This is a genomic window from Sphingomonas sp. TX0543 (assembly GCF_048565505.1).
Lineage (GTDB): Bacteria > Pseudomonadota > Alphaproteobacteria > Sphingomonadales > Sphingomonadaceae > Sphingomonas.
Genome location: NZ_JBLZUS010000006.1, coordinates 22,278 through 36,668 on the forward strand (window position 1 = coordinate 22,278; position 14,391 = coordinate 36,668).

16 protein-coding genes are annotated in these 14,391 nt (G+C 63.0%); 1 reads left to right on the forward strand and 15 read right to left on the reverse strand.

Annotated features, from left to right (window positions below):
- Window positions 1–142 precede the first annotated feature (142 nt).
- The 9 genes from ACM61V_RS22650 to ACM61V_RS22690 all read right to left on the reverse strand — a co-directional run bounded on the left by ACM61V_RS22650 (window position 143) and on the right by ACM61V_RS22690 (window position 6,792).
- The gene (locus ACM61V_RS22650) at window positions 143–496 is read right to left on the reverse strand and encodes a hypothetical protein (RefSeq protein ID WP_419714774.1); all 354 of its coding nucleotides are present in this window, start codon (window positions 494–496) and stop codon (window positions 143–145) included.
- Window positions 497–920: 424 nt separating this feature from the next.
- Window positions 921–1,442 (reverse strand): DUF736 domain-containing protein, encoded by a 522-nt coding sequence (locus tag ACM61V_RS22655; protein ID WP_033967161.1) that lies wholly within the window; start codon window positions 1,440–1,442, stop codon window positions 921–923.
- A 165-nt stretch (window positions 1,443–1,607) separates the two neighbouring features.
- Complete coding sequence (locus ACM61V_RS22660) at window positions 1,608–2,135, reverse strand: hypothetical protein (protein ID WP_033967159.1); 528 nt, start codon at window positions 2,133–2,135, stop codon at window positions 1,608–1,610.
- A 113-nt stretch (window positions 2,136–2,248) separates the two neighbouring features.
- Complete coding sequence (locus ACM61V_RS22665) at window positions 2,249–2,767, reverse strand: hypothetical protein (RefSeq protein WP_010409110.1); 519 nt, start codon at window positions 2,765–2,767, stop codon at window positions 2,249–2,251.
- Between the two features lie 22 nt (window positions 2,768–2,789).
- Window positions 2,790–3,047, reverse strand: coding sequence for a hypothetical protein (locus tag ACM61V_RS22670; RefSeq protein ID WP_419714775.1), 258 nt, complete (start codon window positions 3,045–3,047; stop codon window positions 2,790–2,792).
- Between the two features lie 29 nt (window positions 3,048–3,076).
- Entirely contained in the window at window positions 3,077–4,831 is a 1,755-nt protein-coding gene (locus tag ACM61V_RS22675) for a reverse transcriptase domain-containing protein (RefSeq protein ID WP_419714587.1), read from the reverse strand.
- Window positions 4,832–5,724: 893 nt separating this feature from the next.
- Window positions 5,725–5,919 (reverse strand): hypothetical protein, encoded by a 195-nt coding sequence (locus ACM61V_RS22680; protein WP_010409103.1) that lies wholly within the window; start codon window positions 5,917–5,919, stop codon window positions 5,725–5,727.
- Complete coding sequence (locus tag ACM61V_RS22685) at window positions 5,916–6,269, reverse strand: hypothetical protein (protein WP_419714588.1); 354 nt, start codon at window positions 6,267–6,269, stop codon at window positions 5,916–5,918. Before ACM61V_RS22685 ends, ACM61V_RS22680 begins: the two co-directional genes overlap by 4 nt.
- 193 nt (window positions 6,270–6,462) lie before the next feature.
- On the reverse strand, window positions 6,463–6,792 hold the full coding sequence (locus tag ACM61V_RS22690) for a hypothetical protein (RefSeq protein ID WP_021235316.1): 330 nt from the start codon (window positions 6,790–6,792) through the stop codon (window positions 6,463–6,465).
- Window positions 6,793–7,047: 255 nt separating this feature from the next.
- On the opposite strand from ACM61V_RS22690, the gene ACM61V_RS22695 reads away from it, so the two are divergent.
- On the forward strand, window positions 7,048–7,518 hold the full coding sequence (locus tag ACM61V_RS22695; RefSeq protein WP_126849361.1) for a hypothetical protein: 471 nt from the start codon (window positions 7,048–7,050) through the stop codon (window positions 7,516–7,518).
- Between the two features lie 323 nt (window positions 7,519–7,841).
- Here the strand turns inward: ACM61V_RS22695 and ACM61V_RS22700 are convergent, their stop codons facing one another.
- From ACM61V_RS22700 to ACM61V_RS22725, 6 genes are all read right to left on the reverse strand, one after another.
- Entirely contained in the window at window positions 7,842–10,004 is a 2,163-nt protein-coding gene (locus tag ACM61V_RS22700; RefSeq protein ID WP_419714776.1) for an integrase, read from the reverse strand.
- On the reverse strand, window positions 10,001–11,788 hold the full coding sequence (locus ACM61V_RS22705) for a hypothetical protein (RefSeq protein WP_031342828.1): 1,788 nt from the start codon (window positions 11,786–11,788) through the stop codon (window positions 10,001–10,003). Before ACM61V_RS22705 ends, ACM61V_RS22700 begins: the two co-directional genes overlap by 4 nt.
- A complete protein-coding gene (locus ACM61V_RS22710; RefSeq protein WP_021235312.1) occupies window positions 11,785–13,134 on the reverse strand; it encodes a tyrosine-type recombinase/integrase in 1,350 nt (449 codons plus the stop codon). Before ACM61V_RS22710 ends, ACM61V_RS22705 begins: the two co-directional genes overlap by 4 nt.
- 125 nt (window positions 13,135–13,259) lie before the next feature.
- On the reverse strand, window positions 13,260–13,547 hold the full coding sequence (locus ACM61V_RS22715) for a hypothetical protein (RefSeq protein ID WP_419714758.1): 288 nt from the start codon (window positions 13,545–13,547) through the stop codon (window positions 13,260–13,262).
- 22 nt (window positions 13,548–13,569) lie between these two features.
- Window positions 13,570–13,818: a hypothetical protein gene (locus tag ACM61V_RS22720; protein ID WP_419714777.1), complete on the reverse strand. Its 249-nt coding sequence runs from the start codon at window positions 13,816–13,818 to the stop codon at window positions 13,570–13,572.
- Window positions 13,815–14,321: a phosphoadenosine phosphosulfate reductase family protein gene (locus tag ACM61V_RS22725; RefSeq protein ID WP_419714778.1), complete on the reverse strand. Its 507-nt coding sequence runs from the start codon at window positions 14,319–14,321 to the stop codon at window positions 13,815–13,817. The genes ACM61V_RS22720 and ACM61V_RS22725 overlap by 4 nt, the downstream gene beginning before the upstream one ends.
- Between the last annotated feature and the right edge of the window lie 70 nt (window positions 14,322–14,391).

Sequence of the window (14,391 nt, forward strand, 5' to 3'; positions counted from 1 at the left end):
ATCTTCAATCCTCCTCCCCTCCCCGGCCCTTCGGCCGGGCAGGGCGCGATGAGCGCCCCTCACCGACCGCGTTCTTCACGCGGACGGTGGTGCGTGCGGGACGCGGATCGGGCTAGGTCAGGAGGATGTGCCGATGGCGCTGTTAGCTATCGGTCTCAGGCTTTCCCGGGACGATGGAGAGCGCAGGCGGTTTGAAGCCACCCAACCGGAAGTGCTCACCGATCGCGGCGAGGTCACCTAGAGCATTGTATTCCTGAAGCGTCAGCACGACGCTTTCGTTGTCGTCGGCCGAGAATATCGCGCGCGGACCATGACCTGGCCAGACCCGAACCTCGGGCGAGAACGACCCGGGCGAGCCTCCCGACCACGTCCTGAACGGAAGGTCGTTGGTGCAGCAGAAGTCCTCGATATCCTCGATATTGCCGTTCTGGACCTCGTGAGCATGGAGGCGCAGGGGTTCGCCGGATGTAACGGATTCAAGCGGTTCTCCCCCCATTCGGTCGAGAGGCCGTAGAAATCGGCGAGTTTGTACAGTTCGGGCAGTCGATCGGCGGGAAGTTTCCCCCGATCGTAATGGAGACGGAGACGCGGTCGGCCATGTCGGGACCTCGTGATGAAGTGGACGTGCCGGTCCCGCGAGCGGTGTCATCACCATTCGCCCGGCTATCCATTCATCACCCCCTTCCCTTGAGCGTGGCCCAGGTTCGAACTGCGATATCCTGTGCTTATACGGCGATAAAGCGAAGGAATAGCTAAATTATCGATCCGATACGGTGTTGAATCGGGACTGGAGCCCATGAAGCAAAAAAAGGGCGACGCCGTGTGCCGGCGTTGCCCCGAGTTTCGGCGTGCGGGAGCGAAAGGGGGCGCGCCCGTGCGCCATGCGGTGCCGTGAGGGAGTGCACGGCACCGGGGGTGGATCAGGCGTCCTCGGCGACGCGCTGGCGGCGACCGCGGCCCTTGCCGACCGGCTCCTCGACCGGGGCGGTGGTTTCGCCCAGGCCGTTGTCGGTGGTGCCCGCATCGTGATCGGGGCCGTTGCCGACCGGGCCGCCATCGGCGCCGAACGGCGGCGACAGATCGTCATCCGCCTTGACGCCGAGCGCGGCACCGACATCGCGGCGCTTCTGGGCGCGCTGCCACACGACGTTGTACGAGCCGTCGTCCTGGCGGAAGGCCGAGACCTGCAGCGGCGCGGCGAGCGACGGATCGTCGATGCGGCCGTTCAGGAACGCCTCGCCGGTGTTGTTCGAGGTGAGTTCGAAGAACGCCCCGACCTGCACCCACGTCCGGCCCGGGGTGAGCGCGTGGATCTCGTAGCGCGGCGCGCGCGGGTTGGACGACTGGACCGGCTTGAGCGCGATCGTCATCGCGACGGCGAGGGTGGAAATGCGGCCCATGAAAATGCCCGCGTCGTTCTGCTTGATCTGACCGATGTTCATGACGTGTCTCCTGTGATGTCGTGCTGGACCCCATGTCCTCGACACCGATCTTCAATCCTCCTCCCCTCCCCGGCCCTTCGGCCGGGCAGGGCGCGATGAGCGCCCCTCACCGACCGCGTCTTCACGCGGACGGTGGATCGTGCGGCAGGCGGACGATGTCGGTGCTCAGTGGGCGAGCTGGTCGGTGAGCGCGGTGCCGATATCGGCGTGCGCCGCGGCGAGCGCGCCGATCGCGCGGCTGACGACGTCGGTCGCCTCGTCGCTCGGATCGATGCACCAGCATTTGCCGGCGTGGCGGATGTCGATCAGCCGGTCGGACTTGTTGTCGATCCCGAACGTGTAGCCTTGACGCTGGTCGAAGCCGGCGACGGTGACGTCGGTCGTTTTGGCCTTGATCGTGACGACGGGCGCGACCGCGGGGGTCAGCAGCACGGTATCGCGCGGCGTTTGCGCCTGTGGGACCAGCGCGGGTGCGGGCGGCTTGCCGAGCGTCGGCATCTTCGGGATCGGCACGAGGCCGTTCACCGCGTCCTGCGCCATGTCGGCCGCCATTGCGGTCGCCATGAAGATGGCGGTGCGCGCGAGATCCTGGGCGATGGCCTCGCGGTGCGGCTCGGTCAGCGTGGGGAGGAGGTGGCAGAGTTTGGTGTCGAGCGCGAAGGCGACGGGCTCGGCGTTGGGATCGATGCACATGATCGTGACCTTTCGGCAAAATGCCCGGACCCCATGTCCAGGATGCCGATCCGGTCCCTCTCTCCTTCCGGCGCAGCCGGTGCCGGCATCGTCGCGAGGCGATGCCGTGCCGTTCAGCGAGGCGGTCGCGGATGTCGCATGAGGCGCTTCCGGGCGGCCGACAGATGATCGATCGAGCGTTGCAGGAAGAAGGCGTGCGCGCTGTCGGATTCGAGTGTCCCCAACCGGCGTTCGAGCGCCGTGATACGGTGGTGGATCGCATCGATCGTCAGCATGATATCGTCGAACGAGAGCGCGACGACGGTCTGCGGATAGGGATAGGGCAGCGCCGGCGCGACGAAGGCGAGGAAATGGGGCTGCACGGGCAAATGGTGCAGGAGGGCGGTCGCGACCGCGCGGCGGATCTGGGAGGCGCCGTGGACGAGTTCTGCTAGCAGCACGTCCATCGCCATCGGGCGGACGATGCGCAGTGCGCCGGGGTCGAGGGTGACGGCGATCGGATCGGTCGAGGCGAGACCGATGACGCCCTCCGACAGGATGGCGAGAACGTCGCCTTCCTCGATGCAGGGACCGTCATCGAGACAGGCGTCATGCGCGGCTTCGCTGGTGTCGAAATAATGGACGCGATACATGGGCTGGTCCCTTTCTGCTGGGTCAGGAATATTCCGGGCGACGTGCGGGAAACCGCGTGGGCGGGAGGCCGGAGAAGCTGAAGGCGCGGAAGCGTCCGCCGGTGTAGGCAGCCGAATCCACCGGCGGGCGATGCCGCTGCAGGCGCTCGAGCAGCCGGTTGGCGCGGCGCATCGCCGCGACCGCGGCCTCGTCGTGGTAATGGAGGGCGATCACGCGGACGAAGGTGCCGGTGTCGTACCGTAGGGTAGGAGGGGTGACGCCTGCGAGAGGACATCCCACCTCCCCCCTCCGAACCGGACGTGCAACTTTCATTGCATCCGGCTCTCCGCTTCGCGTGTCACGGAACGCATGTCCGGCAGCTTTCCCGCATGAAGGAGTTGGTGACAGGACACACAGAGTGCCCGCACCTTCCGGTTCCGCTCAGCGGCAAGCCGCCGATGCACGGGACCGTGCCTCATTCGTCGAACGGGATTGCTGTGATGAAGATGAAACGGTCCTTCCGTGCTTCCGCATGTTGAGCATGCGTCGGCAAGCGCCCGGTCCGTCAGGTTGGTCCTGGCAAACCGGAGCGCCTCGGTGCGCGGTACTTGGTCGATCGACGCCCAGATGACGGGTTGCCTTTCGACTTCAGCCAAGCGCCAGACCGGCACCCTCCTCTCATCCTTTCCAACGCCAAAGCGCGCTGCATATCGACCCGGAGCCACCCTGAAGCGCCGAAGAGCAGCGACAAGGCTGATCCGGTGCTTGTTTCCGAGGGTCTTGAACAGACTACCTCGCCAGAGGTGCTCCAGCTTGCTGAGCGCGCGCTTCACGTCCACCGCCAACGCATAATAGTTAGCGAAGCCGCGAAGTTCGGCATTGTAGACCTTGACGATTTCCGCGTCGTCCATGTGGAGCAATTTCGGACGGCTCCGTGCATGACTTAGATCATACTGACCGTAGTCGTGCCGCAGGCTAAACGCTTGCACCTTGTCGCGAGGAACGAGCAGTTGGATATGATCCGTGACCGTCCGTTTCGTTGCGACGATACCGGGTTTGACTCGTTGTTTGACGAGCCGGTCCGATGCCGTTCTGGTGCGCACGTCATAGCCAAGGAACCGTGCTCCCTTCTTGGCGTCGCGTATCCCGCTCTTGTGCGGCGAGGTGCGGAGCATCAGGTTCGCGGCGAGGTAACCCTCGACCTCGGTCTTGATTTTCTCGGCCTCGGCCCGGCTGCCGATAACCCCGAAGAGGAAATCGTCGGCATACCGGACATAGCGCAGACGCTTGAAGTCTGGATCGAATGGGTCCGTCGCGGGTAGCTTGCGCATGGCCGCTGTGGTTTCCCTGATGCGATCCAACCATGGCTGGATTTCGTCATCCCGCCCGGCAGCACGCAGTGAGTTGACGCGCTTCCGGGCATATTCGGAACGGCGTTGTAGATGCCTGTAATCGGCGGACTTACGCCGTTGAGCACCTTTATCGAAGCCCGCAATCAGGCCGGCGACGAAGCCGTCCAGTTCATGCAGATAGACATTGGCGAGCAGGGGCGAAACGATGCCCCCTTGCGGCGTCCCACTATAGGTTTCATGGAAACGCAGCTGCTCAAGATACCCTGCTTTCAGCATCTTCCCGATCAGCGCGATAAAGCGCCGATCATCGATCCGCTGCTCCAGCAGGCTCAACAACTTCTCGTGGGAGATGTTGTCGAAGTATCCTTCAATGTCGATTTCGACGAGCCACTTCACGCCGCGCCACGTCTTGCGGACGTGATCCAGCGCCGTGTGACAGGACCGTCCCCGCCGAAACCCATGCGACCGATCCGAGAAGATCGGCTCATAGACTTCATTGAGGATCATCCGCACGACTTCCTGAACCAGTCGGTCGGTCGCCGTAGGGATGCCAAGCGGTCGCGTTTTGCCGTTGGCCTTTGGGATGTAGACTCGCCTGACCGGCTGGGGGCGATATTTGCCCTCTGCAAGTTGGGAGATCACGGTGTCGATCTGACTTTCGTCGAGATCGGTCACCGCAACCCCGTCGATGCCCGGGGTCTCGGCCCCGCGGTTCTGTTGGATGCGTGCCAACGCCGTGCCCCACAACGAGCGGGACAGAAGCAATCGAAAAGCACCGTTTATACGCTTGCCGGTCAGGGCAATCGTTCCAAGTGATTCCAGCCTTTTCAGGGCAGCATCGGGTTGCATCAGCATACCTCCGCCAAGAAGCGTGACTGGATCGAAGCTGCCGCACTTCCCCCGGTTGGTTGCGCTTTCGGACGGGTCGCCCCGCCCTTATACGGCCTACCGTCCCCCGCCGAAGCGGAAGCTGTCCCGGACATTACTCCGGGCGTTTGAGTAATATTGCGGCTCCGTCGCCATACAGGTCGACAAGTCGACCAGCTACAGGCGATCCCGTAGTTACGCGTGAAAGGATATACATGAACGGTCTTAGGCGGCCTTTTCATCTCTAGTCCTCCGAGGGAGGTCACGCCGACAAGGTTGGCCGGGCATGCCGCTGGTATGGACATGCCCGCTTCTCGAGCCCGAGATGGTACGTGGGGCTCGACACGTCGGTGCGAGGTCTCAGTCGCTTTCCTCGCCGCCAAGGGTTAGGCCGCGAGAGATTGGGCTTCACGCAGTGTAGCGTTCACCATAACCGTCTTGCCTTGACCCGCCGCTTCGCATGCGACTGTCCACTTTGGGCCTTTTCCGAGCATGCTATGGTCCCGTTCCCCTTTCGGAGTTTCAGCCCGAAGGCACCGGTAAGCTCGGCAGACAGATGTCATTGCCAACAAACATCACGTCATCAGACGCACTCCTTTCTCGCGCCGCAACGGCGCACACCATCCCCCTTCCTCGGGGCCGCCCCAGGCACGGTCGATTTCGTAGAAGGCGAGGATGCTGCGCATGGGGTCAGCTCCGGTTGTCACCGGGTCGGATGATCCTCCCGGTTCATAACAGCCGGTCCCCCTTCCCCTTCCTCAGACGTCCGGTGCTTCGTCGGGACGCTGGTGGCGCAGCGCACGCGCGAGCGCCCGCTTGCGGGCGGTCGCCGCGGCGCGCGACGGATAGGCGCCCGAGAGGCGAGAGGGGTGTGACAAGCTGTTGTCGAACACGACCCAGCCCGTTGCGGTATGGGCGACGTGCATCCCGTCGCTGCGCGAGGGGGTGGTCATGACGGGCGCGCCCGCCTGATCGCGGCCTCGGCGATGAGCTGGCCGGCAAGCGTGTTGCGATGCGACGCGATCCGGCTGTCGGGCGCAGCCACGACTTCGGCCGCGCGTGTCAGCAGCGCAGCGAGGTCAATGTCCGACATCGGCGCCGGGTTGGTCGCGGATCGCGCGGGTTCTTCCCCGGCCTTGTCGAGCATCAGCACGAGGATCGAGGGCTTGATCTCTTCGTCGAGCGGTCGACTGTCGGCGACGAACTTGCCGCCACGCGTGATCGCGAACGCGTTGAAGGTGGGTGATACCCCGTTATCGGCGTTGGGGATCGTGGTGCCGCGATCATATATCCTGACAGTCAAGCCAACTTGGGCGCTTGGCACAGTGGCAAAGCGCTACTGCACTTTGTCACTGTGCCAAGCGCAACCGCCGAAGGCGGAGTTCATCGTGCTCGGCGTGTCATTTGCTCATGCCTACCGGCACTCGTCTGAGCCCTTCAACAGATGGCAAGATTTGGCGTTTCGAATTGAGCCATATTACGGCCGTGTTGGGTGGTCAGTTGCCATTCCTCTGCGCGAGGCATGACCTTTGGGCATTTGCATCCTGCTTCATCGCAACGGCGTGGAGTCCAACTGCGAGCAGAGGTATAGCAAGGCCGACCATAAACTTCCGGGTGGAGGGCGCGAGTTTCAATCTCTCCATCAGAACCGCGCCTGCGAACAGAGCTATCACCGCCCCGATCCGCGTGATTGTGTAGAATACGCTTTCCGGCCTGCATGGCATCGCGGTATTGAAAAAAATGAGAGCGACCGCGATCAAGCCCGCCAGAAAAAAGCCGAGGCTCAAGATTGTGGCGGCGGCAGGAACGAATACGCGCTCGATCATTGCATTCACATACCGTGATTTGGAATGCCCGCAACGGGGCGCGAGCCGCCAGACCGCTTTTCTTGCCGCGCTGCGGTAAGCCGCCCTTCCGCTGACCGATGCCCATGGCCGCGCCGGGAAAGGCCGAAAGGGGTGGTGAGCGGACCGTGAGCTTAGGGTCGCTGGATAAGGGTCGCAATCCAGAATTACCGATGATATTTGACGAGAGGGGTTGGCCAATCGTGACGGCCAAATAGCTGAAAAATCGGGGGCATCATGCGATATTTGATAGCGGCTGCAGTGATGGGTTTAATTACTGTTCCGTCCACCTTGCCAGCGCAAGATATTCGCCAAGTGAAGTATCAACGATGGGGTATGTTTGGTGGATATAAAGACAAATTGATAGGTCAAAATTCATGGAAAGTAATAGCCGGTGTCAACGGAAGGGCTCCGGAAGGCAGCGCTTTTAATATTGCACTCTATCGGGCAGCAGAACTCAGCAAGGTGGCAGGGTTCAAGTATTTCCAGATCATTAATCAGAAAGGTAAGCAGTCATATGTAAGCCTTGGCGGAGCGTCTTCCAAACATAGCGCTGGAGGGGATGCAGAACTGCAGATTATAGCGGTTAACGAACCTTCTGCCCCCGAAAACTGTCTGGCCGAGAGACGGGAACTTTGTATGACGCTTGAGGTAGACGCTACCATGCAGCGAGTGAGCCCATTTCTGAAGTTCCCTCGCCTCAAATGATGTGATGCGGCACTGATCTGAGCCGCCTTGCTTAATGTCCGCAACGGGGCGCTTGCAGACCGGTAGAAAAACTTCGTTGTCGGCGATGCGCCACATCGAAGGCAACGTGCAGTAATCTGTCAACATTCGCCAGTAAACCACCATTTCGAGATCGGCCAGCCATTCTTATTTCGGTCATTTTCTCGCTGACTTTCAGAACCCCCGGGGTCGGCTGAAGGGTACTCTTTCGGCACGGGCGCGGGGATGGCGGTAAATGAGAAACCGGGAACAGGATGAGTCGGGAAGGCGTAGTTTTGGTGAAGAGGTTAGCGATGCTGCCGGGCCTACGGCTCGCGAGGATCGATCCCGGCAATTACCGCATTCAGACGGTCAAGTTCGTTCCGGAGGGCCTGACGCTGGAGATCGGATATGCGTCGCTCGCGTAAGTGCGACTTGGCATCGACAGCCGCGCGTTCCCATGCCGGCCTATGGCGCGCGGTGATGCAGGCATTGGGGCAGCGGGTCGGCTCGCATAGCGCGGTAAGCGGCTGCGAGGGATCGCGGGTCGTCACGCGCTTAAGACAGAGCGCCGTCGCAGGATCGAAGAAGCAATCGGCGAGCTGCCCAACATGGAGGGTACGCGCGACGCTGGCGAGCATCACACGTAACCTTGCTCGGTCGGCGATCATGGCAGGCAAAGGACCGAGTGCGTCCGCGGCCTCGTCGAGAGTCCGCGCGATGCGCGGTCCTGCCGGACCGCCAAGCGATGCGCCGCCTCGCCGTCGGTCGAAATAATCCAACAGGTCATCAAGCTGCCCAAGCTGGCGCTCTGCCTCGACTTCGGCGCGAAACCCGGATCTGCTGGTTCCGGAATAGCCATCGAAAGCGGCAACCGAGGCGTGTTTATACTGGATCATGCCGGCGATGGTGCCGAAAGGACGGTTAGCGATATGCCACGCGATGGTGCGACGAAACTGGCGCGGTGTGATGTGCCATGGCTTGCCATCGGGTCCGGCCGGGACGATCGGCATGTCGGCGCTGCCGAAGGCGGTGGTGACGTGATCGCGAAACGCGTTGAGATGGCGTATCACATCAACTGACAGATGCGTCCTGCCGGAACTGGAGCGTAATGCTGGCCAAAGCGTATCGCTGCCACCGGAGCGTGTCGACCTTGCCGACGCCAGGCGTTCGAGCACCGCTATGGCGTCTGCTACCGGCTCTATCGTTACCCAGCTTGCCGCCTCACCTGTGGTTGCGCGACGCTTATAGATGGTCGATCGAATACGGAATTGCTCGAGCAGGCCGTCCTCGCTGCGCTCAATCGAGAGGCAACCGAGCCGCATCGCCTGGACCTCGGAGTCGCGCATGCCGGTGAGATAGGCGCACACTATATAGGCAGCGACCTGAAGCATCTGCTCTTCACGTGCGAGAGTCTTCACGTCGAAGCGCGCGCACCAGGGCTGACCACTGTCGGGATCAATTGAGATCGGCGTGTCCATTCCGCCTGTTTCGACACCGAGGTTGGCGACGGCAGCCGCGATAATGGCGCGCGAACGCCTGTCGATTCGGAAGCTCATGGCCGGCTCCGCCGCAGCATCGACACAGGCGTGAAGCTCGAGAAGATGGTAGTTAATCGTCGGCGTTGCTTTCTGCGCGCCGACGTTGCTGTTCTTTGCGGCCCAGATTTGCATACCCCAAATCGGCACGCCACGGCCTTGCCGCGCTCGGCGGGCGAGATGGCGCTCGAGGCGAGCATGTTGTCGCCGTCGCCGCTCCGAGTTCGGCAGTCGACGCTCGATGGCGAGCAGCCGGGTGCGGCGCGCCTCGAGACGATCGAGCGCCTCTCGAGCCGCCAGGATGTCGTAGGCGAAGATGCTGACGTAGCGCAATGACCAGGCGAGCAGCGCGGCGATAACATTCTCGGGAAATCGCGGCGTGCGGTTCTCAACGACGTACCGGTGGCCTGCGACGCGAGCGGGTGCCTGTCCGGCCCAAGGTTCGAAAGCGAGACCACCGTTGGGCAAGTGGTCGCGATAGTGATAGAGATGGGAGACTGATTGCAGGTGTTGGCCGACTACTTCGGGTAGGAGGGCGAGATCGTCACGAAGATGACGGGCGTAAGCATCGACTAACGCCGGATCGATGCGTGCAAGATCAAGCCGTTTGAGCTTCAGGCGAACGAAGGCGAAGAAACGGCGTGCGCGGTCGAACGCGTGACGGATACACGTTGGCGGCAACTTTGGGGCGTAGCCGGGAAGATCGACGTTGAGGCGCGCATAGAGATAGGCGCGCATGGCGGCCTGCATATCGGCATGTTCGAGCAAGTCGAAATGCACCATCATCTGGGTGCGCTGGGTGTTCTCACGAAAGATAGCGGGACCGAGATCCCAGCTTGGATCGCCGACGCGCGATAGCTCCTCGCGGGTATAGCCCGGCTTCAGCGGCGCGCTCGCCAGCACTGGGCGATCGTCGAATGCCAGCGCGCGGACATGAGCGGGCGCGGTCATCCTTGTGCCTCCGGCGGCAAATAGAGCCGCTCGTTCTTCATCTGCTGGCGTGCATCGGTGATTACGATATCGGAGAAGGCCGGCAGGATCTGGCGGGTAATGCGGGCATGGACATGACCGAACTTGACCGCCCAGTCGCTCGCCAGCAGGCCCCGTCGCTGCTCTTCGACGAACGCGAGGAAGGCGAGAATGGCGGGAAGCTTGCGCGCGGTGATGACGGCGTTGGGACAATCGAGGCAACCCCAGAAGGGCTGCACGCACGGCGATCCGGCTTCGGTGAAGGGGCTACTATAGAAGCCTGCGCAAGCTGCGAGCCAGACATCCTGCTCGCCGTCGAGTAACGAACCCACTGTACCCGCCGGCGTCAGCGGCAAGGCCTGTGCGGGCGCTTCGCGCAGCGCCTGTTCGGCTGAAGGCGCAAGGACGATCGGCATCGCCGTAGCCAGCGCTTCGCGGAACGCATCAGCGACGGTCGCCTCATGCAGGGGCCGGAGCGATGGGAGATCGGCATAGTGCCGCGCGGCGACCTCACGGGAGTGTCCGACAGCGAAGCGAGCCATGTGGCCTTCAGTTTTGGTGTACCACAGCGCCTTGTGGGTCTTGCGGAGCCGGGAAAGCAATAGGTGGAGCGGTTTGCCGTCGTCATCGACAATATTGTGCCGCGCGGCCCAGGCCGTGACGCGCATGTTCCCAAGAGAGATACCTGTCCGAAGGCCTCCCTTTTGATGATAGGTCCAGAGACAATCGCCGGGCAGGTGCTTACGAGCGGCGGAGGTGATGTCGATCAGGCGGCGGATCAGCCCGCCGGGCGTTCCGCTACCGCCGTCGCGGACGCGCATACTCTTGTGCGCAGCGCCGCCCGCGCGGCGCTTCAGGTAGCGCAGTTCCACAGTGCCGGCACGTGCATTGGCGAGACAGTCCACGGTCAGCGCCGTTAGGCACTCGGGCTCTAAACCGGTGTCGAGCGTGAGCATGACGAGCAAAGACGGTAGATCGGAGCCAAGTAAATGATGCCGGCCATGAATGTAAGCGCTGAACCCGTCGGATGGCAAACCGTGTCGTCTGTGCAAGGCATATAGGTTTACCATGTCGCGCTGGTCGGTCAGGATAGAGCCATCGCGAGCGATGATCGCTTCAACGTTGGCTCGCGCACTCACGATTGCTGGCTTGTCGTCGTCGGTGCGATCCTCAACGCGGAGACGACGAAACATTGCTTCGACGTCAATCCGGGCTGCGTCGCGCAGTGCTCGCGCTACGAATGGGCTGTACGCATCGCGCGGGGTCGAACAGCCGACCGAGGTGGCCAGAATATAGCGTAGCCGCTTTTGCAGATCGGGCGCGATCCAGTCGCGCCCGTCGGCTTCGATTACGCGTAGCGTGTTGACGATCATGCTGACCGTTCCGTGACAAGTTCCCGCGCGTATCCCGCTCCGTTCGAGCGCTTCCGCGAAGCCATCGATGTGGATCGCACGCAGATCACCGGGACCGACCACCTCGGGAGCTTGGTCACCCAGCCAGGCGAAAAACCGCCGATAGCCATACCCATACTGTCTGACAGTCGTGGCGGCTCCCAAGGGGCCGCCGAGCGCGGCCAATCGTCGCAGTGCGCCGGCAAAGGCGATCGCTAGCGGGCGAGGATTGAACCTTGTCATATCGACCAGGACCGTGCCGCCATATCGCGCCTCGATGGTGAACTTAAGGCCGAGTACCGGATCGGGCTTCTGTGGCTCCGGCGTGATCGACGCGAAGATCACAGGACGGCCCTTTCGGGGACGCCCGCTCATGCGCCCTGCTGTCCCGGCAGCAGCGCGAGCAACTCCTCGACGGCAGCATCCACCGTATCGGCGCGGGTCGCTATATGGTCGAGGTAGATATAGGTGGTGGTGAGGCTCGCGTGGCCGAGCAGGCGTTGTACCTGTTGCAGCGGATCGCCCAAAATCAGCCGATAGCTCTCCATTGGTCCCGCTGGCAATGCCGCTTCGCGCAGCCGCTGCTGGATCAGCAATGCGAGCATATGGACGGCGAAGGCGTGGCGAAGCTGGTGCGGACTGATCGACAGCGGGAAGCCATTCTCCGCGCACCGCTTGCAGGCGCGGGTGAAAATCACCTCCCACGAGTTAGGGCGGACAGGCTGCCCGACCTCGGTCAGCCATAGCGCCGCTGGCTCGCAGGGCGTTCCATCCTCGTCGCACAGGATTAGGCGGCATCGTTCCTCCGGTGTGCAGACATCGCGCATGCGGTCGAGACCGGCGCGGGTGACAGGGATCGGTCGGGCGAACTTGGTGACACCGTCGCGCGCGGCGAACTTGGCCAATCCCGAGGCACGCTCGATGGCGACATAGGCTGCGATCTGACGCAGCAGCCGGCGCGGAACCAGAACGCTGCGTCCTCGGTCGCCCTTGGTGAGCGGCGGCGGGAGAGGCAGCCAGAGCTGCTGGGCCCGGTTGCCGTCGCGGTCGATCGAAGGAAGCTCGGCAGCGAGCAGGCACGACGCCTCTTCGAGGCGCAGGCCGGTGGTGACGAGAAGATCAGCAAACAGCGCGTTGCGCAGCCCGTTACGATCGCGAGCACCGGGGCGCTCCGTGCCGTCAGAGGTAAGGCCGCGCAGGCCGATCTCGCGGAAGACGCGGTAGTCTTCCATCGTGACGAACCGCACGTCCGATCGCTTGGCAACACGTTCATAGGCGTCGTTGCGCGCCGCGATCATGCCGCGCCGGCCTCCCTGGGCCGGTCGCCACACGGCGCGCCGGCTGAACGGCACCTCGGCGATCAGACCATGTTCCTCGCCCCAGCGGTAAAGGCGATCGAGGCTAGCCACAGCCCGGTTCCAACTTGCCGCCATGATCCGGTGATCAGCCTCATCGAGTCGTCGCTCACGATGATAGGCGGATACATCATCGCGGGTTGCTTCCCACACCGTCTTCCCACAGGCATCGAGAAAGCGAAGCCAGACCGCGACATCATAAGCATAGGCGCGAAGCGAATGACGCGAACGGACCCCCGACAGCGGTAGGTCGAGAAAGAAGCGATCCAGATCGCGATCATAGAGCGCGTCACCACACAGGATCAGTGGCACATGCGCGTCGAGACCCTTGGCCGCGCGGCGCTCGCAAACAATGATGGTCGACACCGGCGCGAAACCCTCCCCCCGGACCCCCCACCCGGAAGCTGACCTTCACACCGATGCACCCGATGGCCCGGCAGTAATAAGGCTGGCCTTCGCCAGCTCTTGGGTCAGCGCTACGGCCAGCCTGATTACTGCCTACCGTGGGCGTCCATCACCGACCCTACTACAAATTTGCGGTCGGCGCAGACTGTCCAGATAAGGTCGTGGAACTGGATGTCGATGAAGCGGGGCGGGCCACCATAAGTGGATTCGAGAAAGCAGAAGGTGACGCGGCGACCCTCGCTGGTCTTCGCCGTGATCGTGAACGCGCCGTCGGGCACGTCGATTGGTTTGTGCGGCACGTCGTTGTAGCCGGCGAAGCCCGCGGCGATCGCGTCGGCGCGCGTCATGACGGGGAGATCGGTGATATCGGGCATGATGAAAGCTCCTTGCTCTGGATCAGGCGGCACGCTTCAGCGCGATCAGGTCGGAAAAGCGGTCTCGCACCGCGCCGGCATTGGGATAGAGATCGGCGAGACCGTGCCGCGAGAGGATCGGTGCGCGGGACGCGGCGATGATGCCGGCCTCCTCGATGGTGGGAATGCGCGGCGGCCAGCCTTTGACGTAGCGCAGGTCGGGCGGCATCGCGGCTTCGAGCCGTCGCCGCTCGGCGGCATCGGCCTTGGCGAGGGAAATCCGGTTCCTCAAATTACCCGGTATGTGACGCGGTGCGACGTCGGCGAGCCAGCGTGCGGGCTGGAACGAGAAGGTTGAGGTCGCCTCGAGGCCGACCAGGTGGAGCAGCGCGGGACGGTTCGCCGGTGCCGAAGCCGATGCCGGGGCGTCGCCGAGCGATTGAAGGACGAAAAGCGGCACGACAGTCGTGACGACTGGTAACAGGTGTAGGCGACGTGCAGCGGGATGCCGAGCGTATCGTGCGCGGCGAAGACCTGTGGTGTCGTCCAGTGCGCGATCGGGTTCCACAGCATCATCGCGGTGCCGTGCGGATTGCCGGCAGCGGCGTAGCGCGCGTCTGCTTTCCATTCGGGTGTGCGTGACCGAGCGATGCTCTCGTCGCGGCGCAGTCCCAGCACGTTGATGATAGTCTGGCCGCGCAGCAGTCTGGCGAGGTGCGGCCCGATGACATGGGCCTTCATCTCTGAGGTGCAGAAGCGCAGCGCCGAGGATGACCAGGGACCGATCAGATTCATAGGTTTCGAGTGCCTCGTAGCGCGCCTTGCCGTTGGCAAAGCGCGTGGCCCAGCGGTCGGACAGGTCGCC

Excerpts from the sequence above, each read along its gene's own strand:
- ACM61V_RS22650 (WP_419714774.1), bottom strand. The coding sequence starts at position 496 with ATGGGGGGAGAACCGCTTGAATCCGTTACATCCGGCGAACCCCTGCGC.
- ACM61V_RS22655 (WP_033967161.1), bottom strand. The coding sequence starts at position 1,442 with ATGAACATCGGTCAGATCAAGCAGAACGACGCGGGCATTTTCATGGGC.
- ACM61V_RS22660 (WP_033967159.1), bottom strand. The coding sequence starts at position 2,135 with ATGTGCATCGATCCCAACGCCGAGCCCGTCGCCTTCGCGCTCGACACC.
- ACM61V_RS22665 (WP_010409110.1), bottom strand. The coding sequence starts at position 2,767 with ATGTATCGCGTCCATTATTTCGACACCAGCGAAGCCGCGCATGACGCC.
- ACM61V_RS22680 (WP_010409103.1), bottom strand. The coding sequence starts at position 5,919 with ATGACCACCCCCTCGCGCAGCGACGGGATGCACGTCGCCCATACCGCA.
- ACM61V_RS22690 (WP_021235316.1), bottom strand. The coding sequence starts at position 6,792 with ATGATCGAGCGCGTATTCGTTCCTGCCGCCGCCACAATCTTGAGCCTC.
- ACM61V_RS22695 (WP_126849361.1), top strand. The coding sequence starts at position 7,048 with ATGCGATATTTGATAGCGGCTGCAGTGATGGGTTTAATTACTGTTCCG.
- ACM61V_RS22700 (WP_419714776.1), bottom strand. The coding sequence starts at position 10,004 with ATGACCGCGCCCGCTCATGTCCGCGCGCTGGCATTCGACGATCGCCCA.
- ACM61V_RS22705 (WP_031342828.1), bottom strand. The coding sequence starts at position 11,788 with ATGAGCGGGCGTCCCCGAAAGGGCCGTCCTGTGATCTTCGCGTCGATC.
- ACM61V_RS22715 (WP_419714758.1), bottom strand. The coding sequence starts at position 13,547 with ATGCCCGATATCACCGATCTCCCCGTCATGACGCGCGCCGACGCGATC.
- ACM61V_RS22725 (WP_419714778.1), bottom strand. The coding sequence starts at position 14,321 with ATGAATCTGATCGGTCCCTGGTCATCCTCGGCGCTGCGCTTCTGCACC.